Genomic DNA, 21,325 nt, shown 5'->3' with positions numbered 1-21,325 from the left:
CGGTCGTACGCTTCAGCCTTGGCCAAGACCTCAGCGTCTGCTGTCTTTGGGCGCGAGCAGGCTGGTGACCTCGGCGATCGCCTCCGCCGAGGGGCGGAAGCAGCGCCGTACGTTCTCCGGCTGCCTGTGCCGGGACTTCGCCATCAGCATGGGCAGGCCGGCCCCGGCCTCGCCGAGGTGGGTGAGACCAGAATGGCGGCATTTCGTGCAGGCCCCAGCCTGTGCCCGGCACCCCGCCGACTGCGGTGTGGGCGTCGAACAGGGCGCGGGCCTGGCCGTACGACAGCCGGACCAGCCCGGTGTGCGGGCACACGTCACGCGGCGCGAGGACCTTGCTGGGACCCGGCTTGCGGTGGGTGACGAACACCGGCCCGCGCGTGCGGCCCTTGATCGGCCGGGGCAGCAGGCGGGCGGTGCCGGCGTCCCAGTACACGGGCTCCATGACGTAGCCCTCGCGCTCCGATGTTCCTCAACCCCCGTGCCGTAGGTCAGAGGTTGGCTGCCGCGAAGCGGGCTGTGACGTCTTCCCAGTTGACCAGGTCCCAGAGCTTGGTGACGTAGTCGGGGCGGACGTTCTTGTATTGCAGGTAGTAGGCGTGCTCCCAGGCGTCGAAGACCAGCAGCGGGGTGCTGCCCTGGCCGACGTTGCCGTGGTGGTCGTAGACCTGCTCCACGATCAGGCGCTTGCCGAGGGGCTCCCAGGCGAGTACACCCCAGCCGGAGCCCTGGACGGACGCGGTCGCGACGGTGAGCTGCTTCTTGAACGCCTCGAAGCCGCCGAGGTGTTCGTCGATGGCGTCGGCGAGGGCGCCGTCGGGGCGGTCGCCGCCGTCCGGGGAGAGGTTCTGCCAGAAGATCGAGTGCAGGACGTGGCCGGACAGGTTGAAGGCGAAGGTCTTCTCCAGCCCGACCAGCGAGGTCGGGATGATCTGGTCCTTGTCGCGGGCCTCGGCGATCTGCTCCAGGGTGTCGTTGGCGCCCTTGACGTAGGCGGCGTGGTGCTTGGCGTGGTGCAGTTCCAGGATCTGCCCGGTGATGGCCGGTTCCAGCGCGGCGTAGTCGTAGGGCAGGTCGGGAAGCGCGTAAGTGCCCATCAGGCACGTCCCCTTTCCGGGTGAGTGATCGTCAGGGGACAGCCTATGCCTCTATTGCGAAGAACTTGCAACAACGAATGAGATGCATCAGCATGATCTGTGGCGGGGTCGGCCCGTCAGTCTTCGGTGCCTGAGCGCCTTCCGTCCGTCGGCGCGTCCTTCCCGGAGAGTGATCGTCTTCTCACCCGGCGCCCGCCGGACCCCGGCCGGCCCCGCTCTGGCGTGTACGGACGCGGGCGTCTCGTGCACGGGGTCGACGAGCAGCACGACGGCCGCCGAGACGCCGGCGCGGCGGGCCGCCTCGCGGACGGCGGCCATGGTCTCGGTGAGCGGTACGTGCGGGGCGGGTGGCTGCTTGGTGCTGGGTGATCATGCAGGTGCGGCACAGGTCGAGCCACCGGCCCCCGTGGGCGGGGGTGTCGATGGCCCGTGTGGCGCGTACCGGGGCGCCACAGGCCGCGGCCAGGCACTCGTAGAACTCTCCCCGGAAGCGTGATGCTTCCGCGAACGCTTCCCGCCGGATCATCGTGATGCAGCAGGCTCGCCCTCACGGCCTTCGTCGTGGTCACGTGTACTCCTTGGTCGGAGCACATGATCAGACGAAGGCCGCCCCCACGTCCGACGAATCCCCGGGCGAGCGAAACCCGTTCGAGACACCGTTCGAGATCGTGGCACCATGTCAGGCATGACGACCAACCGAAAGGTCCATGCCGCGTAGACGGCCAGGACACATCCGGGCCGGCATCCCGGACCGGCACCAGTCACCACGCTCAAGGCCGGCCATCGACCGCCTCTCCCCGCGAGCGCTCTCCGAGATCGTTCGCCTCGAACGCACGCGGAACTACCTCCAGCCAGGCGATATCAGCACGGCATTGCGCCTGTGGAAGGACTACGTCCATCGCCCCGAGCGCGAGCTCTGGCACGACGACGAGTTCGGCAATGTGCACTGGTACTGCTGCGGCAACCCTCTCGAAGGCCGTGCCCTACTCGACGGCGTGATCCGAGCAATGTCGCATCGCGGAGCCCGCGAGCTCCGCAAGATCATCGAAGAGCTCGACGCATTCATGGGCCCGCCCGACCCGGCAGCCGAACGCCGAAGATAAAGAACAAGGTTAGGCGTTCTTGACCGTCGCGTTGATCGCGTCGGTCGCGTGGAGGGCTGTTGCGATGCTGGTCAGTGTGGGACTGGACGCGTTGCCGAAGGGGTGCAGCCCGTTGCCGCCCAGGTAAAGGTTGTCGAAGGCCCAGACCCGGGAGTCGGAGTCGACGACGCTGGTCTGCCGGTCGGTGCCCATGCGGGTGGTGCCGGCCGTCTGCTGACCGGTCCCGGGGTCGAGGAACTGCGGGTACGAACCGGGCAGGTACCCGCCGAGGGCGTTGGCCACCTCGGTCATGTGGTTCATCATGGCTTGCGCGTTGGCATCGTCTTCCTTGCTGGGCGTGAAGTCGAACGTGGGGTGGGGCATCCCGTAGACGTCCTTGACGGTGGAACTGAAGCTCACCCTGTTCTCCTCACGCGGCCGGCAGATGCCGTACCAACGCAAGTCGAGAACGACTCGGTCGTCGACCTGAGGGCCGACCTCCCCATGCGAGAAGGCGGCACGCTGGATCTGGGCGTGCCAGGGCCTGTCCTCGGTCGGCGGGATGAAGAGGTTGGGCGGGGCGTCATCGAACGGGATCGGCAGCGGGTCTTGGGGGTGCTGCTTCTGGTGTGCCTGGATGCGCGTCAGTGCATCTTCGGTCACCAGTTTGGGGAGCCCGTCAATGATCTCTTTCTTCAACACCACCTGGCAGAAGGCAACCGGTGAGTCGGTCAGGTAGCGGCCGAGAGCCGGCAGATGTTCCTCGAGGCCCGAAGCCGACAGCAGTTGCGGAGTGAGCACGGCGCCGCCTGCGACGACGTACGCCTTGGCGACGATGTCGACCTCCTCTCCCTGGTCCGCGAGATTGCTCACCTCGACACCGGCCACACGCCAGCGCTCGCCGTCCGTCTCGACCCGGAGCTTGGTGCACAAGTGCTGGGGCAGCAGTGTGAAGCTGCCTGCCTCGGGCTTGTAGGCAGGGTCGCTCAGCGGGCCGAGCAGTGTGTCGGAGCCGGCCCAGACGATCCTTCCGTCGGCCGTGACCCGCGCGGCCAGCGGGAGTTCGGTCACGGTGTTGTGACCGGCCGCCAGGAGGGTTTTCTTGGCGGCCTGATGGCGGACGGAGCCCTGGAACGCGTCAAGTGACCGGCCGAGCAGATCGCCCGCCTTCTGGTACTGGCTCTCCAGCGTCGCCGCGTCGATCGGGTACTTCTGCCCCTTCCAGGTGAGCTCCACCTCCGGAACGAACTGCGGCACTCCACACGCCCAGATGGTCCCCATGCCACCGACCGCCCGCGTGACCGCAGCTCCGCGGAGGTTGGTGGGCGCGTTCTGCTCCGGGTTGTGACCGGGGCCGGTCACGGAGCCGCCCCCGAAGGGGCTGAAGGAGGGCGGCGGCGGAAAGGTCGATACCGGGCTCAAGGCGCCTTTGATCACGTTGACGAACGGGTCGACTTCCTTCCGATACCGGCCCGCGTTACGGAGGTTCTCCCCGTACCTGGTGGACTCCTGGTCACCAGCATCAATCATCAGCACGTCCAGCCCCTCTTTCATCACGAGCTGATGCGCCAACGCAGTCCCCACCGGGCCCGAACCGACAATGAGAACATCTGGCCTGTAACTGGTCACGCAGACCCCTTCAGTGGATGGAACCGGAATTCCTCATGCTGGACGATCAGGTCCGCCACAGAAGCGGAATCCGTGCGTACCACCCTCAACCATGTGAAATATGGCTGAAAAACTGCATGCGGCGTACCCGATCCCACCTGTCGCGTCGGCCCTAGTTCCCGGCCGTCCGCAGCACGTTCTGCGGGGCCGAAGACATGGAAAGTCAGCCGATCCCGCGCTCGCCGCGAGGCCGGTGATGATGTCGTCCCTGATCTCGTCCAGCGTGCTCTCGTCCTGGGCCGCCCAGGCATCCACCAGGTCGGCCCACCCGTACCGGACGACGATCGGACGCTCCGAGATGTTCGAGCGGGAGCGGGGTTCGGGAACGGCGGAGCGGTCCGGCGCCGCCGGCGGCCCCGGGGCGCCGTGCAGCACCGTGGCGCCGCACCAGGACCCCCACCCCTGAAACGACCGGCCGTACGCGCTACTCGTCGAGGCGCGCGCCCGCACGGAACAGGTCTGCGTGTGCAAGGTCGCCTTCCGCTCCAGGGAACGGATCGGCCTGCTGCGGCCACGCCACGGCGTGCTCATCCTCCAGACACTGCTGGGGCAGGACGAACTGCGCGATCCGGGGGACTTGCCCCGTCCGCACCGGTCACCGAACGGGAGTTGGGGCTCGCCGAGGTCCTGATGCGCGAACTCGCGGGTGTCGAGGTCGACCAGCTGCAAGACGAGTACCGTCACGCACTTGCGCAGCTGGTCGAGGCGAAGGTGTCCGGTGGCCGACTGGCCGCGCCGCCCGAGCCCGGGCCGGCGGTGGAGCTGATGGCCGCGCTGGAGGAGTCGGTGACAGCCGCACGCGCACATCAGAGCGGCTGAGTGGCCGGCGGGATCCGTTGCTGGTGTCGATGGCGGCGAAGGCGTTGTTCTTGAGTGGGAGAGCAGCAGTGACCGGCCGGGGGCCTCTCGCGTGACGGAATGCCACGGAGGCCGGCCACCGGCCGGTGTCTGTGCTCGGAACTGCCGGAACTACACCATCGGGTCGATGTCCGGCTTGCCCGTGCCGCCTGCGTGCTCGCTCTGCTCCTTGAGCTGGCGGGCCTGGTCCTTCAGACGCTGACGCTCCTGCGGGTCAGTGGCGCGTTCCGCGGCCCGTTCCAGGTCCGCGGCCTGAGCACGCATCTGCTGGGTACCACGACTCGACTCGCCTGCAGCGCTCATGATCACTCCTTGGGTGATGAGGAAGAGCGGGCCACATCAGCGAAACAGGCTCCGTCACCCTCTGCATCTCGATCAATCACCCACTGCTATCTATGCAGTTGGAAAGCCCTCTCGCACTGTCTGAGTCCGGGAACTTCACCGGATACATGGCTGTCGACCGGGGGCGGGGTGTCTGTTTGCCGGAGCCCTGCGCGGCCGCTGTGGTGTTGGCGAAGCGACTGCTATAGCGGTGAGGGGATGAGCCTGCGCACCCAGCGCCCTCGCCGCGGTTCCATGGTCACTCGAATGGCCGGGTCGCGCAGGCGGTGGCAAGCGCGCTCGCGCGAGGATCGGAGCGAGCCCCGCCCGGAGCTGCTTCAGCGCCTCTTCCAGCCGGGCGGGCTCCATCAGTTGGGTAGGCCGAGCTGGGTGGGCCGAGCTCGGCGTCAGGCCTTGCGTCTATGGCTCGGAAGGCGCCTCTCCGGCGCGGGCCTTCGCCTTCACGTCCGCCTCAGCGTCGTGCCGGGCGATGCCCTGCTCCCTTCGTGTACTGCGTGACCGTGGCCTGCGTGTCCCGGGCCAGGTCCCGCCACGCGCGCCATGCCGTCTCGTACGTCGTCGTCTGCGCCCCGGACCACGGGGGCCGCGGTCGGGACCGAACTCGTTGCGCAGGCGCGGCACCACGTGGTGTGCCGCGTTCGCTGCCTGCTGTCTCTCGACCAGTTCATCGAGGGTGTGTGCCACGAGCGGGTCTTAAGACGCTGCCAGGCGGCCCCTCGGATCACGCACCGGATGGTCGTGGAACCCGGGGCCGCGCGGCGACCGGTGTCCGCACTGCGAGTGATCCGTCTTCGATGTCGCCGCACCGCCGTCAGGGCCGAGCGGGACGGCCCCCGGCCCGGGCCAGGTGGTAGCGCCGTGAATCGCGGCCAAGGCACGGGCATGTGGTGTGATAAAACGCGCGGTGTGGATGCTGCGTTAACTGGACTGCTCGGGACGACGGTTGGTGCTCTCGCGGGATTCGCGGGAGCGTGGCTTGCCCAGCGCGCGCAGACGCGAATGCAGCGAGAGGAACGCACCCACCAGGAGCAGGTGCGGTGGCTTGCCGACAAGAAGCCGCTGTTCAGAGATCTGCTGGTGGTCTTCCGGCAGTGGCGCGAGGCACTGTCGGGCGCGGGTGCTGGCACAGACGATCTCGCAGGTCTGCGCCGATCGGCGCAGAAGTGGTCAGTGGAGGCCTCTTTGATCGCCTCGGAACCGGTACGACTGGCGCTCGACGAGGTGCAGGCCGCTTTCGCGGCTGTTGAGGCCCAACTCCGCGACGGGCGCGTGTCGGTGGAGGAGAGCGGCGTCGCGGCGCGGTTGGGCAACGGGCTGTCCGTGCTGGAGGACGCGATGCGGGCTGAGTTGAAAGAGATACTGCGTGGGCCACGCAGGGGGATCCGGTGGCGCCCGTAGGGTTCGCGACGGTGGAGGGACGTCGCGGCTGCGACCCTGTACCGGGGCGGGGTCGGTTCTCCGATCCGGCAGTGAGCCTATTTTGTCGGCGTCCTTGCGGTCGGGGAGCTGATGCTTGAGGTCGCGCCGGCCTACTTCTGAAGCACCGATGCAACCGACATGCCGGAACTGTCAGCGGCCAGTTCGCATTCCCCGCCGGCGGCCACCTGATTCGGTGACAGCCGCCCTGCGGGAGCGGGCCGCTCGTGCGTCAGTCGCCGCAGTCCGCGAGGATCCCGTCCCACAGCGCGACCCGGGCCGACAGCGCGCGGCGGACCGTGTCGGCGCACTGGGTCCAGCGTTCCTGGTCGTCACCGCACAGGTCGATCAGCATCTGCATGGCCATCGGCGTGTGCTGCTCGCCGTCCACCTCGATGTGCCGCGCCAGATAGTCCTTGAACACGGTCAGCTGGTTGTCCACGTCCTCGATCCGGATCACCTGCTCGAACATCTCCGGGATCAGGTCCTCACGGCCGAACGCGAAGGCCGCGGCCTGGCAGTGCACCGGCGCGTTCTCGATGATGTCCCAGGTGACCGTCATGAACTCGGCAGCCGCAGAAGGGATGCCGGCCGCCTTCGCCGCCTGCTCGACACCCGTCCCGGTGCCGAGGAGGCGCAGGAAGCCGTCCACCGGGCCGGTGTCGGCCCCGGCCCGGGCCATGCCGTCGAGGTAGAGCTCGAAGTGGCTGATGTAGCCGTCGCCGAGCTCGTCGCTCTCCTCGACCAGCACGATCTCGTTGATCAGCCGCCGGCTTGCGGTCGGTCCGCTCGGCACCCACGGCAGATCCACGCAGGTCAGCTGCCGCTGCAAGCACTTGAGCAGCGACATGAAGTCCCAGACCGCGAACACATGGCGCTCCTGGAACGTCCGGACCCGCTCCAGGGAGTTCAGCTCCCGGTAGATTTCGTGCCCGACAACCTGCCGGCGCACGGGCTCGATCGCCTCGCGCAGCGCGGTCAGGCCCGGGTGCGAGCGATCCCAGTGGTAACGGTCGGAACTCATGGCGGCTCCAAGGAAGCGGGCAGCAATCTGCTGACTACGTGCCAGGCATGGGATGTGCGTGTCAGATTGCGCGGCTCAGGCTACGGCACAGCGTGCGCACATCTGATGTGCCGAGCCCCTGGTGTTGCGCAGCCGCGTCAAGCCGCTGGTAGTGGCCAGGGGCCCGGGTTCGTGCTTTGCGAGTAGCAACGCGTACTCGGCGCTCGCTCGATTCGCCCAGGTGGCAGCGGCTTGCCCGGCCGACACTCGGGCTCTTCTGCTTCGGGCATCGGCTCACCGCGGGCCGACCCGGCGGACCAGCCCACGATCTGTCCTCGCTCACCGCGATGGCGAGGGGGGTCAGAACGCGTAACTGGCCGCCGATGGGGGCCGCTGGCTGGCCGTACCCGGGGAACTGCCGCCGGCCACTGACATGGAACTGCTGTGTGCGTCGATCGGGGAATCGCTGGAGCACGGTCTCGCCGCCCGCCGCTGCGCGATGACCGGCGACCGGCGCGCCCTGCACGGCACCGGTTGAAGGTCGCCCCGGAACACGCCAGGGCCTGGCACGCGGGGTGTGTGCCGGGCCCCTGTCGATGTTCGAGGAGGTGTGTAGGGTCTCGCCGCGTCCGGCATGTCGATCTTTTGCGACCTGGGCTTTCTTGGCTGTCTCACGGCCGTGTCACCATGATCAGTCTCAAGTCCGTGGCATTTCCTCGTCCGACACCGGGCAGGTCAGCGGTCGTCCAGCCCACCACCGCTGTTGGCCCATTCCAGGGCGCTCAGGGGCGCACGCGAACGACGGTCTTGCCCTTGCGCCGCTCGGTCGGGTTGAGCGCAGGGACGGCGTCGTCGAGGGTCGCGACGGTTCCGATGTGCGTGCGAAGGCGCCCGTCCCGCACCCGGTCGACGATCTCCATCAGCTGACTCGGAACGGACTCGACGACGAAGTCGACCGCCAAGCCGTCGACAGGGCGAGCCTCAACAGGCCCGACCACCGTCACCAGCGTCCCGCCAGGCCGGATGATTCTCGCCGAGCGCCTTTGGATGTCAGCGCCGATGACATCGAAGACCATGTCGACCCCGCCGATGTCATCGAGATCCTCGGTGGCGAGGTCGAGGAACTCGTTCGCGCCGAAGTCGAGCGCCGCCTGGCGATCCGCCGCCCGCCCGGTACCGATGACGTAGGCGCCGAACTCCCGGGCGAGCTGCGTAACCACAGACCCGACTGCGCCGGCGGCGCCGTGTGCGAGGACGCTCTGCCCCGCCTGAAGACGACCGTGCTGGAACAGACCTTGCCACGCGGTCAGGCCGGAGATCGGCAGGCTCGCACCCACCGTGAAGTCGACGTTCCCCGGCAGCGGCGCCAGGTTGCGTGCCTCCACGGCCGCGTACTCGGCCAGGGTTCCATCGCGGTGCCAGTCCGTGATCCCGAACACCCGCTGTCCCAGCGAGAGCCCCGTCGTGCCGTAGCCGAGGGAGGTGACCACTCCGGTGAACTCGTGGCCGATGATCGCCGGGGCTCGATCGCGACCGGCGCGATCGACCCACGTCGAGGGCCACTCCCACTCCGCGGGGACGAAGCCCGACGCATGGACTTCAACGACGACGTCGTTGATCGCCGGCGTCGGCTCAGGCCGCTCCGCGAGTGTGATCCCGGCTGCTTCCGCGGCCGGATCCGTCGCGACGATTGCCTTCACTGGTATCTCCGTATATCTCGTGCTCGCCGGCGCTGTGCGCCGCCCAAGCCATGGAGTGGGCTGATTTGCCCACAGAGGAACGGCAACAAGATCCGGCACCACAGACGGATGGACCACTGAAACGCCTCGAGTCCAACCGGAGCTCGACGAGCACCACACACCCAGGGCAGCAACACCCACCCACGCGCTAGTCTCACGGCGATGTCGTATGCGACATCGGTACGACACGGCTCGTGCGATTACGACATCAGCTCCCGGGTGGAGCGGCCACTTCTTACGCCACCCGGAAGAGTGAACGCTTCAAGCTGCAAGTCTCAAGATGGCTGCATAAATGCCATCTATATGCAGCTGGCCCTGAGATTATGAAGCTGGATTTGAGACCCCACAAGGTGTCAGGCGCTGATGCCGACGGAGCCCACGTAGGCGTAGGCGGCATAGTCGCTGTCGAGGTCGGTGATGACGTCGTCCCAGATTTCGTCCATCAGGTTGGCGTCCTGGGCGGCCCAGGCGTCGACCATGTCGGCCCACACGTATCGGACCGTGATCGAGCGCTCGGTGATGTTCGTCCGGGCGCGGCTTTGGGGGACGGCGCTCTGGTCGACGGGGTAGATCTCCATGCGGCGGCCTTGGCCGTCGTTGTCGAGGTGGCGCTTGAGTGAGCCGGAGCGGATCAGGTTGTCGCGGCGGCGGACCCAGTACGCGCTGTCGAGGCGTTCCAAGTTGGCTTTGGAAGGGCGGGACTTGCCGTTGAACCATGAGCGCATGGCCCGGTCACTGACGCCCTGGGCGCGCAGCTCGGCGCGGCCGGCCTTGCTGTCGAGGTAGTGAATGCGGGCCCTCTGGCCGCGAGTCGAGGTGATGGGCGAGGAAAAGCCGGACTCGTAAACGATGCGGTTCAGTTCCAGGATCAGGGCCTCTCCGCCCTTCATCCCGCGCGTATCGAATTTCTTCCAGTCGCCCCAGCGTGCCCACAAGTCTGGCGACCCGGCCACTATCGCTTACCCCCGAGCGTGTAGAGCTTCTTTTCCTTGACCTGGTTCAGGTCGCGCCCCTCCGCGAAAACCGGGCGCCAGTCCCCCACAACGTGAAGTTCATCCGTTCCGGAGATTTCCACCACCGTCAACCCCGCCGCGTGTGCCTTATAGGCCTTTCGCCACAGGTTCGTAAATGCCTTGGCGCGGATGATGTGCATCCAGTCCGGACGGCGAATATCCGTATTCGCACTGGACTCGCCGATCGTGGACACGAACTTAGAGTACATGGATTTCACGTACTCCACGGCGACTTCATCGCCATCCGCGACAGCGGTTTTACGGGCCTGGGCCAGAGCGCGGCGCAGCTTTTCCAGAAGGCTTTCCGTGCCGCCGGACAACAGGGCCCGGTGGATGACAGGCGCCTCACACAGACCCCACCGCGCGCAGTCGAGCAGAAGACGCACCAGGGAGTCCGGAACCCACAGCGGCCCCGGCTCCTGCCGGTTCCCCAGCGGGTTGGGCAAGTGGGCGTGTGTCCACTTGGCCGGGGTGATCTGGTAGACACCGGACTTTCTCGGCTCGTGCACGTCCGTGGTGTCTTCCACCAGCTTTCCGACCGGGAGCCAGCACTTGAACGCGGACAGGTAGGCCGCATTCATGTCCAGGGCGGTCACCTCGATCTGATCGCCCTTCTTCGCCGCGTCGAAAGCGGTCTTGTTCCGCCACTTCGGGCGGCCCTCCCAAATGTCGTCCGCACCCTTCTGTGACTTCTTCCGCAGAATGTCTTCAGTGGGTGGGAACTTGGAGTGCGCGTAGCGTCCGCCGACCCGGGAGCGCTCGAACAACGCCATCACATCCGGGATCGCACGCTTGATGAGAGCCGCCTGCGCCGCCTCGACGTCTCCCTGATGCTCGTTCAGGACGTCCCGCACGCGGGCATGGATCTGATCGACCAGCGACCCCGAGGCATAGCCCGGCACCCGAGCGACCGAGGCTGTCGGCTGCCTGCCCTCCAGCTCGGGTGCGGGTGCCGGCGCAGCAGGCGCCGCAGTCGGGGCCGACTGGTCGACGGCGGCCCCCGTGGCCGCCACCGCCGAGGCAAGCTCCGGCGCGGGCACCTGCTGGACGGGCTCACGCGCCACAGAGGCAGCCGAGGCCACGACGACGTCCGGGCCGACAGCCGCGGACTCGGGCTGCGCGTCGCCGGGGTACGGCGCCGCAGACTCCACGGGTGCCGTAGGTGTAGCCGCGGGCGCAACGAAGTCCACGTCGGACTCCACGAGGCCCTGTTGCGACTCTTCCGAACCCGGCAGGACTGACTCCCCCGGGCCGGCGGGCGTGAACTCCTCCTCCCGGTGCTCGCCTTCGGCGTGATCGGCCAACGGCGCGAGCGGCGCAGCCGCGTCCAAGGCCTCGGCGCATTCCTCGCTCGTCAGGTGCTGCCACATGCCCTCCACCGCCTCCGTGGCAGGCTCACCACACAACACACACGGCCCACCCAAAGCCTCACCGCGCGGCATTGGCGCATGACGTCGCGTGGACGCTGCGGGCGGCACAGCAAGCGGAAGCGAGGCCTGCGCGGCACCACCGTCGCGGTCCGCGGACAGAGCTGTCACAGCGTGCGTCGGACCGGCCAACAGATCCAGCACCCCCAGCCCGTAATGCGCCGCCAGACGGTCCACATCATCCAGAGTCCAGTGCTGCTTACCCGACTGCTTACGCGACACCTGCGCCTGCGCCTGACCCAACGCAACCGCAAGATCCCCCTGCCGCTCACCCACCCGACTCATCAACGCCGACACCGTCAGCCTCAACAGTTCCTCAGTACCCAGCGACATACATGACACACTAACATTTTCGATACTGAAATCGCATCAGAAATGCGTTTTCTATCGAGGGTGAGGTCATGTCTCCCGGCAGGAGGCGGCGCGTCGCCGGTAAGTCGGGCGAGGAGTGCGTTGGTGGCCTGGGGCGAAGCCGGCGCCGTAGTTCGAGGCACCAAGACCTGCCAGGGCGCACGGCATGTGGCGTCGCCTCCACGGCGTTGGACGTCACCGCCCAACTGCGACGAAGCGCCCGAGCAAGGCACAGCAGGCGTTCCAGCGCGGCCTGGTGGCCCTCGCGCAGTGGGTGGAGCGGGAAGGGGCGGGCCAGTCGGTGCCGCGCGGCCACAGCGAGGAAATCGCGGTCGACGGCGAGGCGGAGCCGGTGGCCGTGAAGCTCGGCGTATGGATCACCAACACCAAGACCCGGCGGGACAAGCTCACCGCGGAGCAGCTCGCCGCACTCGCCGCCCTCGGCATCACTGGACATGACGTCGACGCTCCGTTGCTGAGCCTGTGAGGTCCCGAGATCACGCCTCAGGACCTCACTGCTCCTTCGGGCGCCGGACCCGGTACACGTGGGCCGCAACACAGGTCCGCTTTCCAGGTCAGGGGTGCAACACGTCTGGGGAGCGAGGCGGTGGATGCTCCACGGTCCAGCGACGTTCAATGTTCTGGCTGGGAGGAAATACGCCGTACTCCAAGATGTACTGAGGAGCAGAGTGCGTCTGCCCGTCCCACGGCTTGGGCTGACCCGGGCTGTTCGGCTCCCAATGCTTCCAGGGATCGTGCTCTGGGTGGTGGATCACGAACTGGTCAGCCACGTCGTACGCCACCTCCACTAGCGCGAAGCCGATGGCGCCCTCCGCGTGCATCAAGTGGTCCACGTGCTTACGCCGGTCGGTGCCCCGGGTAGCAGGGCCGGGCAGGAATAGAAAGCGGTGAGGATCCAGCGGAAGCATGATGTCGCTCAGAGCAGCGGCGCGCAGCTGGTCTTCGTCGTCGGGGCGGTTCCATACGGCGATCGGGGTATCGCTGGTTAGCAGGCACATGTCGCTGAAGCCGAGCGCCCACGGACGTGCTTCCAGAGTGAGCGTCAACATGGCGATGTTCTCAACGATGTAGCGCAGATGGGGGTTGTTCTGCGCAAGCCTGTGCACTTCCTGCGGGAGGCCAGTGATGTCCGGCGCTTCGGTCTGCTGGTGGGTAAGCCGTTTCCGCTGGCGCGTGGTGCGCAAGATCTGGGCAGCCATCCACCAGGCGAGGGTATGGCGCTGGTCCGGGCCCAACGGCCAGTGCGGCGTGAGCGCCCAGTCTGGGTCGTTCAGGAGGACCTTCAGTACTGTGTCGGCGCGTCCCTCAAGGGAGGTGAACAGTTCCTCAGCAGCGTGGTGAGGGACCCCTTCGGCACTGATCCCCCAGTAGTAGCCGGTCTCAGCAGCGATGCCGGGCGGCGTCACGGTAAACGGCTCGTTGATCTTGTCGAGCCGTCGCACCTTCAGCTCGTACTTGCGGCGTGCTACGTGCTGAGCGAAGTGCTTCAGGTACATCTGCGGCACTGTGTGATCCCGGGTTCCGCCTGCCTTGGCCGCGCGCTTCCCCGACGACGCCTTACCCACCAGCTGCCCTCCCCCTGCATGGCTGTCTGCGCCAGTCATACACGGAACAAAGCAGAGAGTGTCACCGAATTGCGCGGAGTTCTGCTGGACAGCGGTGCGGCATCTGGCGAGCGGCACCGGCAGCGCGGGCGGCTACTGCTCGATACTGGTGATCACGCAGGCGCGGCACAGGTCGAGCGAGCAGCGCCCGACCTCGGTGTCGAGGATGGGCAGCAGCATCGGCCCCGCCAGCACCATCGGGTTGGTGGCCGATACGGACGGACCAACTGCGGCTGACGTGCCGAAACCGCACGGTCAAGCGTCGTGAATCCACTGTCGCCACAGCGACTGACATCCGTGCAGCGTTTTCGGGTACGTCACCCGGCCTGAGCGTCTCGTCAATGAGCTGCCGCAGCTGTGGCAGTCGCTCCCCGGCGTGAGCTCCATCTGGACCGGGTTGTGGGCCACCAGACGGGCCGTCAGGGATGCATCGGCGGAGAGCTGGCCGCGGCCTGGGGCACTTCAAGACGGTAGGGAGCCAACGCGAGGTCTGCGGCCGGCGCATAGGGCCGGTTGGACATACGGGTGACCAGTTTCCACATGGCGCGCTCGTCGTTCAGGCGCTTAGGAAGCAGCAGCCCAAGCGCGTCGGCCAGGGGCTTGCGGCCGAGGTTGACCAGGGCCCGCACGGCTGAGGCCCATTCGTCGGTGGCTGCCACGGCTGCCCGGTACCACAGGGGCATCAGGGCGATCAAGGCCAGCGCTGTGACCACGAGCACGGGCCGGTTGGCGTGGGCAGCGGCCAAGGACGCGAAGGACGTGGTGGCCATGACGCCATGTCCGTACAGCAGGGCCACGAAGAAGTCGACGTTGGTGCGTGCGGTGTGGACCTGCTTGTTCGCCATCTCTGGAGCGGCACTGGTCAGTTCGGACCACAGGACCTGGGTGTCTAGGCAGTAGCGGTCGTACCCGTAGGTTTCGAAACGGCGGATGGCGTTGCCGAGCCGGCTCGGGGCGATCTGGTCATCGTCGGCCGGGTACCGGCTGAGCTTCTCCGCCAGCAGCGCCCGCCGGATAGGCGGCACACCCTCGCCATGGGTGAGGCTCTTCACCTTGTCGCGCCGGTTCTTCTGGACGCGGATGCCCCGCCGGTAGGCGCCTTGGGGCCACAGGAGGTAGCCCTCCAGCAGGCGATACAGCGGCGTCTGTAGGGCGTTGAGGACCAGACCGAGCAGACAGGCGGCCACCAGCAGCGCGAGCGGGGTGGGCCGGCCGGAAGCCGGCCACAGCGGGCCGAACACCGTGGGGCGATGGAGGCTCGGGGCCACGGCTAGGGCGAAGACCACGAGGTTGAGGGCCGCGGGCAGGATCCAGCCCACCAGCAGGGCCCACCCGCCTCCCAGTACGCCCTTGGCGATGTCTCCCACGCCTACTGCTCTTCTCTCGGCCAGTCGTCATCCGGATCGATCACCGGAGGGCCTGGCGGCGCATGCCCGTCGGCACCCGGATCGTGGCGGGGCCGGCGGAACTTGACAGGATCACGAGGCGGGATCGACTCAGGCACCGGGCGCTGCTCATCGGACGAGCCTGCACCGCCTGTAGCTCCCCGGTCCGGCACATCCGGTCCCTCGGGCCGCCCTGCCGTCACCAGGTGGAGGATCCGCTGCCGGGAGTTGGTGTCCATGACCGCTGCGAGGTCCAGGTTCTGCCCAAGCAGGGAAAGAGTGAGACCGCGGGGTACCTGATGTGTCCGCAACCAGGCGGCAAGCGACACAAAGCAGGCGGCAGCCTCTGCCCGTGTGCCGACCGAAACACGGCAGCCCCTGATGGGTCGGCCCATCTGGCCCGCTTGCGGATCCGCGTACGTCATAGCGACGGCGGCGTGGAGCGAGTCATCCGACCGGAGCCATGCGGCCAGCGCGAGTAGCGACGCTTCCGCGGACTCCTCCGCAGCTATGACCGTGAACTCCACACTGTCCCCCGCCAGATGATGGATACCGTGGGGACACAATAGTGCCCGTAAGACCGCCCCACTCAGCCCGCCTTCGTGCGGTGCGGGAGGCCGACCGCGGTCCCGGCGCAGTTGCCTGTGCTGGTCGGGCCACCGACCGGAGAGCGTCCAGCCCAGTGGGCGCAGGCGCTGGATGTGCTGCGCATCGTCGAGCGGGCCATCGCCGGCGGGTCCGAGGGCAGCGAGGTGCCTCAACTGGCCGGGACTTCTCCGAGGGTCGCAGTCGTACAGATGTGACCTTGTTGAGCAGGAGTAGAGTCACTCGGCGGCTGGTCGGGGAATGTCACCGGCGTAGTAGAGGCAGCACGTCACGCCGGGGGCCGGTGCACGCGGTTCGTCGGGGTGGGGGGCGTACCGTGCGCGGCCGCCAGGAAACCGTCCGCGTTCGGTGGACAGGGCTGTGCCGGCGTCGGTCTCGTCCTTCGTCCAGCTGGTGATGTCCAGGAGCAGTCCGTCTAGGGGCCCGCCTATGAGCGCGGCGTAGGTCCGCCACGGCAGCGGGAAAGGGTGGTTGCCGTCAGGGTCGGCTCCGTACACCCGGCGGCGCAGCAACTCCCAGCGCCTGTTCATGCGTGCCAGCTCGTCTGCTGCCATTGGCGACGAGAGTTCGCCCGGGGGTGTTCTGAGTGTGCCCGCAGGTGGTGAGGGCGATCGGGGCATCTCCTGGAGCTGCCCGAATGAGATGCGCCAAGCGAAGGTCAGGGCGGTGAGGCCGCCGGCGAAGAGAACCGGGCACAGGAGCCAGGGCGGGGGCCAGTCCGGGGGCCAGCGCTGATCGAGCATGAGGCCGGACAGGGTCGTCAACGCGATCGCAAAGAGCGGCACAATCCAGGAGAAGGCAATGGTTCCGAGCTGTCGGCCTCCGAAGACGCTTGCGACGGTCAGGTGTATTCCCATATTGATGGGGACGAAGAACCACATGACCCACCCGTCGTCCTTGGCGCTGGTGGTGAGGGCAACGGCCATCGGGACGGCCGCGACCAGGACTAGGTGGCAAAGGCCGAGGGAAGTGACGAAGGTCCGGGTGAGCCAGCCCGTCTGTGGCTTCACCAGGACAAGTTGCGAGTCGGTGGTGGGGGCGGTGGGGTGGGCATCCGGGTTTGGTTGGTCGAGAGCATCGGCCTGCTGGGTGAGGCTCGCGCCGATCAGTTCCTCCAGGTCATCTCTGTCGGCGGTTGTCCGCTCCTGAGCTTCGCTGATGAGCCTGCTGGCCCGCCGGTAGATGGCAGGGTCGGCGTCCGGCGCTGCAGCGCGGGCGGCGACGGCGTGTTCGATGCCGTTGAGCCACCGGCGAGCGTGGTCGGTGCCGAGTTCGGCGGTGACGGTCTGAGCTGCGAGCGGCAGCAGGAGTTCTGGGTCGGCAGCGACGGCACGGTGGGCGCCCGCGGCGAGGCGGGGCTGTTCCTGGGCGGCGCGGGCGACGGTGCTCAGGGTCTGGTGGCGCTGTTCGGTGTCGAGGGAGTTGTGCTGCAGGAGCGTTTCGATGAACTCCTCGCCGCTGTCGGTCTCGACTTCGGCGAGCCAGGCGGCGGCGAGCGGTTCGCCGACCGCGCCCCAGTGGGATCCGTCGGTGGCCGGGTAGGCGGCCGTCAGGACGTCATCGAGCGCGGCGAGCTGGCGGGCGTCGGGCGGGGCGGTGGTGCCGTATCCGCGGTGGTGGACGTCGAAGCCAGCCCTGACCGCGGCTTGGCCGTCGCGTGCGGTGCGTGCACCGGCGAGGAACTGAGTGGTGACCAGGGTGCGCAACAGCTTGTCGTCGACGGTGCCGTGAGGCAAGCGGGCTTCGGCGATACGCCGTACGTATTCCACTTCGTTCGCGAGGAGGACCTCCATGGGGTGGTCCTTGAGGGCGAACTCCGGGTTGGCGTGGGCCAAGACGTCGGCGAGTGCAGCGATGTGGTGATAGATCACGGGCTGGCGCGGTGCGTGCTGGATGCCGGCCCCGTGGTGACGTGGTGCGTCGGCGACAACCCGGTCGGGCCACGTGCCGTCGCCGTGTCCGGCCTGCCGGAGCAGCCGGATGCGGCGGGCGAAGGCCCCCTTGGCGTCGACGTATATGTCTTCCGGTGTTTGGCCGCCGAGCGCGTCGTCGGGGGTGAGGGCAAAGGCGTGCTCGAGGAGGCCCACGTTGCGGGTGCGCAGGTGGCCGCGCAGCGCCGGCCACCAGGTGTCGTGCCCGCGGGCCAGGAGCAGGACACGGACCGGAGCGCCGTCGTGTTGGCCGGCCAGCGCGGTCATGAGATCGCGGATCTGTTGGAGGCGGGTCTCTGCGAGGTCGACGGCCAGCAGCAGCGGATAGCTGGCGGCGGCCAGAACCTGATAGTCGGTGTGGGTGGGGTGCTCGGCGAGGAAACCCCCGCTCCACGGTCGCTGCGTGCCGGGGAACGTGGTGAGCCGGTGCAGGACATCGGTGACGAGGCGGGACTTGCCCGTGCCGCCCAGGCCGGTCACGGGGGCGACATCGACGAGGGCCGGGCTCTTGCACCACTGCTCGATCCGTTGGAAGAGGCGTCCCACGCCCGTGAGTTCGGTGACACGGGATCTCGGATCGAGCAGGTAGGTCGAGGACAGCGTCGGGTCAGGAGCGTTGTCCAGCAGGGGGCGCAGGTCTGCGGGCTGCAGGCGTGGGGTCATGCCGGTGTGGGCGGCGACCGCTTCGGTGAAGCCGTCGGCGTCCAGAAGGTGGGAGAGCGGAAGCACCATGAGGACGCGGTCCCACTCGCGGTCGACCAGGCGGGCCAGGCCGATCAATACGCCATTGCAGAAGACCCCAGCCCCGGACAGACCCTGCCAGTTCTTCGCCTGCCTGGGAACGGCACCGTCGACCTCGAGCGCGTACAGCTTGGAGCGGGAGCCAGTGTGCGGGGCGATGGTTCCCTCTACCGTCTTGAGGTCGTCGACGTCTCGGTGGGCGGAGATCCGTCGGCGCATCGCCTTGGGGAAACCCGTCATCGAGCACACGGGGCGCCTGCCCGGGGCGCCGCCCACGAGTTCGCCCCAGCGCACGATGCCCATGCCGGCACCGACACGCGAGCGGTCGGCCCTCAGCAGCACCGCGTCCAGCTCGGGGCTCGCCCACACCACCGTCGCCTCGGTGAAGGCGGAGCTCACCATGTCCCGGACCGCTGCGATACCGTCCTGGCCCGGGCAGGCTACGTGCTGGGCGGTGAGCACCAGGCCGGGTGCGATCAGAACGCCGGTCCCGTACGAGTCCTGGTGCTGGTTGCTGACTTCAACGGTCCGAAGATCCACTCCTCCGCCCATCGCGCCGCCCTCCTAGTACAGGCCGTCGACCGGACCGCCGCGGCCTCCGCCCGTGTCACCGATCAGAAGGTCACCGCCCTCTTCGTCCGGCGCCACCGCAAGCGTGACGGTCATCCGGTGCGTGGCCGTCCTGGCCCGCTCGCCCTTCGCGTCCGCGGACACCACGAACGCCTTGACGCCACCGCCGGCCGACGCGCTGTTGCGCAGCTCGATCCCGAGATCCAGCACGATCTCCCTGACCGTGAACCGGACCGCGGAACCGTCCCCGTCCTGCTGCGCGGCCGCCAGCCCACCGCGCACCGCCTTGATCGCCTCGGACAGCTCGGTAGGTTCTAACTCCACAGCTTTCCCCCTTGATCGCCTCTGTGCGGAGAGCTAGTCTGCCGGGCCATGCTCGGGTGCGGAAGGACACAGTCGCTCACCCCTGCCTCCCGGCCGGGTGCTGCCCGGAGCAGCCTTCGCCCGTGCCATCCGCACACGGCAGCAACGGGCAGATCCTCCAGGCCTACCGGGAAGGGGCGTATCGGGTTCATCTGGAGACTCGTCAAGACGATGCATCGGGCAGGCCGCGCCAGGACGGAAGCCAGCTAGCCAAGCTGATCTTCCAACGCACGCCTGTGTGTTGCCCGACATGCAGCGTGATCGACGTGGGCGTTTGTGTATGTGTTCGAGGTGCTGGTGGAGCGGCGAGACTCTCTCATGCACATCCGTCTCATCCATGGCGAGAGCCTACGAGCCCATGGGCTGGCCCTGTCACGGTAGATGTGGCACTTCTGGGCCTTGCGCACGTGCTATCAGAAGACGGCCGCTCTAGGAGGCGTGCCCGCTTTGCTGGGGGCCGCGGGTGACCAGTCCGTGACCCCGGCCGCCGGGCACTCCGTGTTCGTGGACTCCACCAATGCCGAACCGCACTTGCGGCATGGCCTGGTGGACCTCGCCCAGCGGCACCACCGCAGGATCGTCGCCCTGCGCTCCGCGCGACCGAACCCCCGAGTGTCCACCGATCGTCAGTGTCTGCCCGTAGACCTACGTGACGGGGTTACGGCACTGCGACTTGAGAACTCCGAGGCAGCCGCAGATGTCCCTGCGGAGCGACGACGCACCGGGGCAGCCGCTCGAGCTTCTGTGCCGGCAGAGCTCACCTTCGGTCATCCGTCGTTCAGGATGGTCGGACTCAGCGCTGCCTTGCCAACGCCATGGTCCGCCCCTCCATCCCCTATGGGAGTGGTCCTTCTATGAACTCGTCGTAGCCTCATCGCGCAACACCAACACCGCCCACGCCGTGATCGTCCTACTGATAGCCGCCGTGGTGGCGCTGATCCCGCTCTTCGTCACGCTCAACAGGCTACGCATGGCTCCAGCGGCGGCCCTGACCGTTGCAGGGACCACAGCCTTTCCGGAGCGGCGACTGGGCAGGTCATGCCCGCCTGGGCAGCGGATTGCTGGTGACCATCGACCTCACCGTCATCGGCTGTTCATCGTCGACCGGCGCCGCAACAGGAACCGCGCCGCCGATGTCGATAACGACGACCTGAACGAGCTGATCCGCCTGATGCGCGCCGCCTACATCGGGGGCGCCGCGTCGTGTCCCTGCCCACCCGGCCCCGGACGACCACCGAGCCGCACGAACACCCGGCCCACATTCGTTGAGGACTGCGACCAGCGAAGTCGCCTCGTAGCCGACGGCGAGCTTGGCGCATCTGGTGGCAAACGCGCGATGGCGGTCGGGTAGTCGGATCACGGCGACGTGCCCCGGCTACCCGACCTGTGGTGTGGCCTGGCCACCAGATGCGACATGACCGCCACCATCTTCATCTGGTCAGCGAAATGATGCGCAAGAAACGGCCAGGGCCTAGTACCACTTCTTCGTGCACGCCCAACTGCCGCCGATGCCGTCATAGTGCTCCACGCAGGGGCGGGTGGTGAGGCTGGCGTTCACCATCGTGGTGTAGGCCGCGTAGTTCGGAGACGCGTTGAACACGTACGGGTTGCCGTTCCTGACTTCCAGCTTGCCCCTCCAGTTGGAGTTCGCAGCGGATTCGAAGCGCGCCCATACGGCGTTGCACTTCTTCGAGTACCGCATCTGAACGGCTGGCCCGCCGCCAGCCGACTGGGCTACCGCACCTGCGGGGGTGACGGCGTCCTTGGCGCAGCCCGTCGCGTTGGGGTTCTTGCCGTTGCAGGACGCCCCCTTGCAGGCGGGCGCTGCCACGGCTTGCACGGAAGCCTCGGCGGGAACGGCCACGCCCAGCGCCAGGACAGCGAGGGTGCCTGCCAGGAGACGCGGAAGCCGGTGAGTAGCCAAGGAGACCCCTTTCGTGCGCTGTGGTGAGGCACAGCGCGTTGCGTTCAAGTTCACGCGGTAGGTGATAGCCAGGGCGTGTGCCGTGTAGACCAGGGCGGGGTGGGGGTCACCGCAAAGAGTGGCCTGTGCCCCGGATCGTGGCGTGGGGTTGACTTGGCCGAGGGGTGACAGCCGGGGGCGTCGGGTT

18 protein-coding genes and 4 pseudogenes are annotated in these 21,325 nt (G+C 67.8%); 7 read left to right on the top strand and 15 right to left on the bottom strand.

What is annotated here, in order from left to right:
- Positions 1-30 precede the first annotated feature (30 nt).
- A pseudogene (locus tag EOT10_RS37160) lies at positions 31-457 on the bottom strand (site-specific integrase); the annotation flags it as partial.
- A 31-nt stretch (positions 458-488) separates the two neighbouring features.
- Entirely contained in the window at positions 489-1,094 is a 606-nt protein-coding gene (locus EOT10_RS37155; protein ID WP_127832804.1) for a superoxide dismutase, read from the bottom strand.
- Positions 1,095-1,801: 707 nt separating this feature from the next.
- On the opposite strand from EOT10_RS37155, the gene EOT10_RS37145 reads away from it, so the two are divergent.
- A complete protein-coding gene (locus EOT10_RS37145) occupies positions 1,802-2,197 on the top strand; it encodes a hypothetical protein (protein WP_223281427.1) in 396 nt (131 codons plus the stop codon).
- 9 nt (positions 2,198-2,206) lie between these two features.
- Here EOT10_RS37145 and EOT10_RS37140 read toward each other — a convergent pair whose 3' ends face one another.
- Complete coding sequence (locus tag EOT10_RS37140) at positions 2,207-3,805, bottom strand: GMC oxidoreductase (protein WP_127832802.1); 1,599 nt, start codon at positions 3,803-3,805, stop codon at positions 2,207-2,209.
- A 238-nt stretch (positions 3,806-4,043) separates the two neighbouring features.
- Here EOT10_RS37140 and EOT10_RS37135 point away from each other — a divergent pair, with 238 nt between their 5' ends.
- The 3 genes and pseudogenes from EOT10_RS37135 (at position 4,044) to EOT10_RS37125 (ending at position 4,663) form a co-directional block, all read left to right on the top strand.
- Positions 4,044-4,250, top strand: a complete 207-nt coding sequence (locus EOT10_RS37135; protein ID WP_127832801.1) for a hypothetical protein — start codon at positions 4,044-4,046, stop codon at positions 4,248-4,250.
- A gap of 18 nt (positions 4,251-4,268) precedes the next feature.
- Positions 4,269-4,475, top strand: a pseudogene (locus EOT10_RS43300) (Ku protein); the annotation flags it as partial.
- Positions 4,454-4,663, top strand: coding sequence for a Ku family protein (locus EOT10_RS37125; RefSeq protein ID WP_127832800.1), 210 nt, complete (start codon positions 4,454-4,456; stop codon positions 4,661-4,663). The pseudogene EOT10_RS43300 and the gene EOT10_RS37125, both read left to right, overlap by 22 nt.
- Before the next feature lie 150 nt (positions 4,664-4,813).
- On the opposite strand, the gene EOT10_RS37120 is transcribed toward EOT10_RS37125, so the two are convergent.
- Complete coding sequence (locus EOT10_RS37120) at positions 4,814-5,005, bottom strand: DUF6381 family protein (RefSeq protein WP_127832799.1); 192 nt, start codon at positions 5,003-5,005, stop codon at positions 4,814-4,816.
- A gap of 897 nt (positions 5,006-5,902) precedes the next feature.
- Here EOT10_RS37120 and EOT10_RS37110 point away from each other — a divergent pair.
- Complete coding sequence (locus EOT10_RS37110) at positions 5,903-6,442, top strand: hypothetical protein (RefSeq protein ID WP_127832798.1); 540 nt, start codon at positions 5,903-5,905, stop codon at positions 6,440-6,442.
- Between the two features lie 250 nt (positions 6,443-6,692).
- Here EOT10_RS37110 and EOT10_RS37105 read toward each other — a convergent pair whose 3' ends face one another.
- The 4 genes from EOT10_RS37105 to EOT10_RS42345 all read right to left on the bottom strand — a co-directional run bounded on the left by EOT10_RS37105 (position 6,693) and on the right by EOT10_RS42345 (position 11,975).
- Complete coding sequence (locus EOT10_RS37105; protein ID WP_127832797.1) at positions 6,693-7,484, bottom strand: DUF3050 domain-containing protein; 792 nt, start codon at positions 7,482-7,484, stop codon at positions 6,693-6,695.
- A gap of 761 nt (positions 7,485-8,245) precedes the next feature.
- Positions 8,246-9,163 carry an NADP-dependent oxidoreductase gene (locus tag EOT10_RS37095; protein ID WP_127832796.1) on the bottom strand — a complete coding sequence of 306 codons (918 nt, stop codon included), beginning with the start codon at positions 9,161-9,163 and terminating at the stop codon, positions 8,246-8,248.
- Positions 9,164-9,555: 392 nt separating this feature from the next.
- Positions 9,556-10,137: a hypothetical protein gene (locus EOT10_RS37090; protein WP_223281425.1), complete on the bottom strand. Its 582-nt coding sequence runs from the start codon at positions 10,135-10,137 to the stop codon at positions 9,556-9,558.
- A gap of 17 nt (positions 10,138-10,154) precedes the next feature.
- Complete coding sequence (locus EOT10_RS42345; RefSeq protein ID WP_223281424.1) at positions 10,155-11,975, bottom strand: acyltransferase; 1,821 nt, start codon at positions 11,973-11,975, stop codon at positions 10,155-10,157.
- Between the two features lie 226 nt (positions 11,976-12,201).
- Between EOT10_RS42345 and EOT10_RS37075 the strand changes: the two are divergent.
- Positions 12,202-12,480, top strand: a pseudogene (locus EOT10_RS37075) (Helicase associated domain protein); the annotation flags it as partial.
- An 88-nt stretch (positions 12,481-12,568) separates the two neighbouring features.
- Here EOT10_RS37075 and EOT10_RS37070 read toward each other — a convergent pair.
- The 6 genes and pseudogenes from EOT10_RS37070 to EOT10_RS37050 form a co-directional block, all read right to left on the bottom strand.
- Complete coding sequence (locus EOT10_RS37070; RefSeq protein ID WP_127832794.1) at positions 12,569-13,618, bottom strand: DUF4238 domain-containing protein; 1,050 nt, start codon at positions 13,616-13,618, stop codon at positions 12,569-12,571.
- Positions 13,619-14,037: 419 nt separating this feature from the next.
- Positions 14,038-14,985, bottom strand: a complete 948-nt coding sequence (locus EOT10_RS37065) for a hypothetical protein (RefSeq protein ID WP_127832793.1) — start codon at positions 14,983-14,985, stop codon at positions 14,038-14,040.
- Positions 14,986-14,987: 2 nt separating this feature from the next.
- Positions 14,988-15,530, bottom strand: a complete 543-nt coding sequence (locus EOT10_RS43295) for an effector-associated constant component EACC1 (RefSeq protein ID WP_223281423.1) — start codon at positions 15,528-15,530, stop codon at positions 14,988-14,990.
- A 297-nt stretch (positions 15,531-15,827) separates the two neighbouring features.
- Positions 15,828-16,139, bottom strand: a complete 312-nt coding sequence (locus tag EOT10_RS42335) for a hypothetical protein (RefSeq protein WP_127832818.1) — start codon at positions 16,137-16,139, stop codon at positions 15,828-15,830.
- A 2,181-nt stretch (positions 16,140-18,320) separates the two neighbouring features.
- Positions 18,321-18,833 (bottom strand): annotated as a pseudogene (locus tag EOT10_RS43010) (trypsin-like peptidase domain-containing protein); the annotation flags it as partial.
- A gap of 12 nt (positions 18,834-18,845) precedes the next feature.
- Entirely contained in the window at positions 18,846-19,175 is a 330-nt protein-coding gene (locus EOT10_RS37050; RefSeq protein ID WP_127832791.1) for a trypco2 family protein, read from the bottom strand.
- 940 nt (positions 19,176-20,115) lie between these two features.
- Here EOT10_RS37050 and EOT10_RS41520 point away from each other — a divergent pair.
- Complete coding sequence (locus tag EOT10_RS41520) at positions 20,116-20,565, top strand: hypothetical protein (RefSeq protein WP_189492581.1); 450 nt, start codon at positions 20,116-20,118, stop codon at positions 20,563-20,565.
- Between the two features lie 120 nt (positions 20,566-20,685).
- Here the strand turns inward: EOT10_RS41520 and EOT10_RS37040 are convergent, their stop codons facing one another.
- Entirely contained in the window at positions 20,686-21,045 is a 360-nt protein-coding gene (locus EOT10_RS37040; protein WP_223281422.1) for a DUF2690 domain-containing protein, read from the bottom strand.
- Between the last annotated feature and the right edge of the window lie 280 nt (positions 21,046-21,325).

This window comes from Streptomyces antnestii (assembly GCF_004005495.1).
GTDB lineage: Bacteria > Actinomycetota > Actinomycetes > Streptomycetales > Streptomycetaceae > Streptomyces > Streptomyces antnestii.
This window is presented reverse-complemented; position numbering and strand designations above follow the sequence as displayed.

Excerpts from the sequence above, each read along its gene's own strand:
- EOT10_RS37155 (WP_127832804.1), bottom strand. The coding sequence starts at position 1,094 with ATGGGCACTTACGCGCTTCCCGACCTGCCCTACGACTACGCCGCGCTG.
- EOT10_RS37145 (WP_223281427.1), top strand. The coding sequence starts at position 1,802 with ATGCCGCGTAGACGGCCAGGACACATCCGGGCCGGCATCCCGGACCGG.
- EOT10_RS37135 (WP_127832801.1), top strand. The coding sequence starts at position 4,044 with ATGTCGTCCCTGATCTCGTCCAGCGTGCTCTCGTCCTGGGCCGCCCAG.
- EOT10_RS37120 (WP_127832799.1), bottom strand. The coding sequence starts at position 5,005 with ATGAGCGCTGCAGGCGAGTCGAGTCGTGGTACCCAGCAGATGCGTGCT.
- EOT10_RS37105 (WP_127832797.1), bottom strand. The coding sequence starts at position 7,484 with ATGAGTTCCGACCGTTACCACTGGGATCGCTCGCACCCGGGCCTGACC.
- EOT10_RS42345 (WP_223281424.1), bottom strand. The coding sequence starts at position 11,975 with ATGTCGCTGGGTACTGAGGAACTGTTGAGGCTGACGGTGTCGGCGTTG.
- EOT10_RS37070 (WP_127832794.1), bottom strand. The coding sequence starts at position 13,618 with ATGACTGGCGCAGACAGCCATGCAGGGGGAGGGCAGCTGGTGGGTAAG.
- EOT10_RS42335 (WP_127832818.1), bottom strand. The coding sequence starts at position 16,139 with ATGAACAGGCGCTGGGAGTTGCTGCGCCGCCGGGTGTACGGAGCCGAC.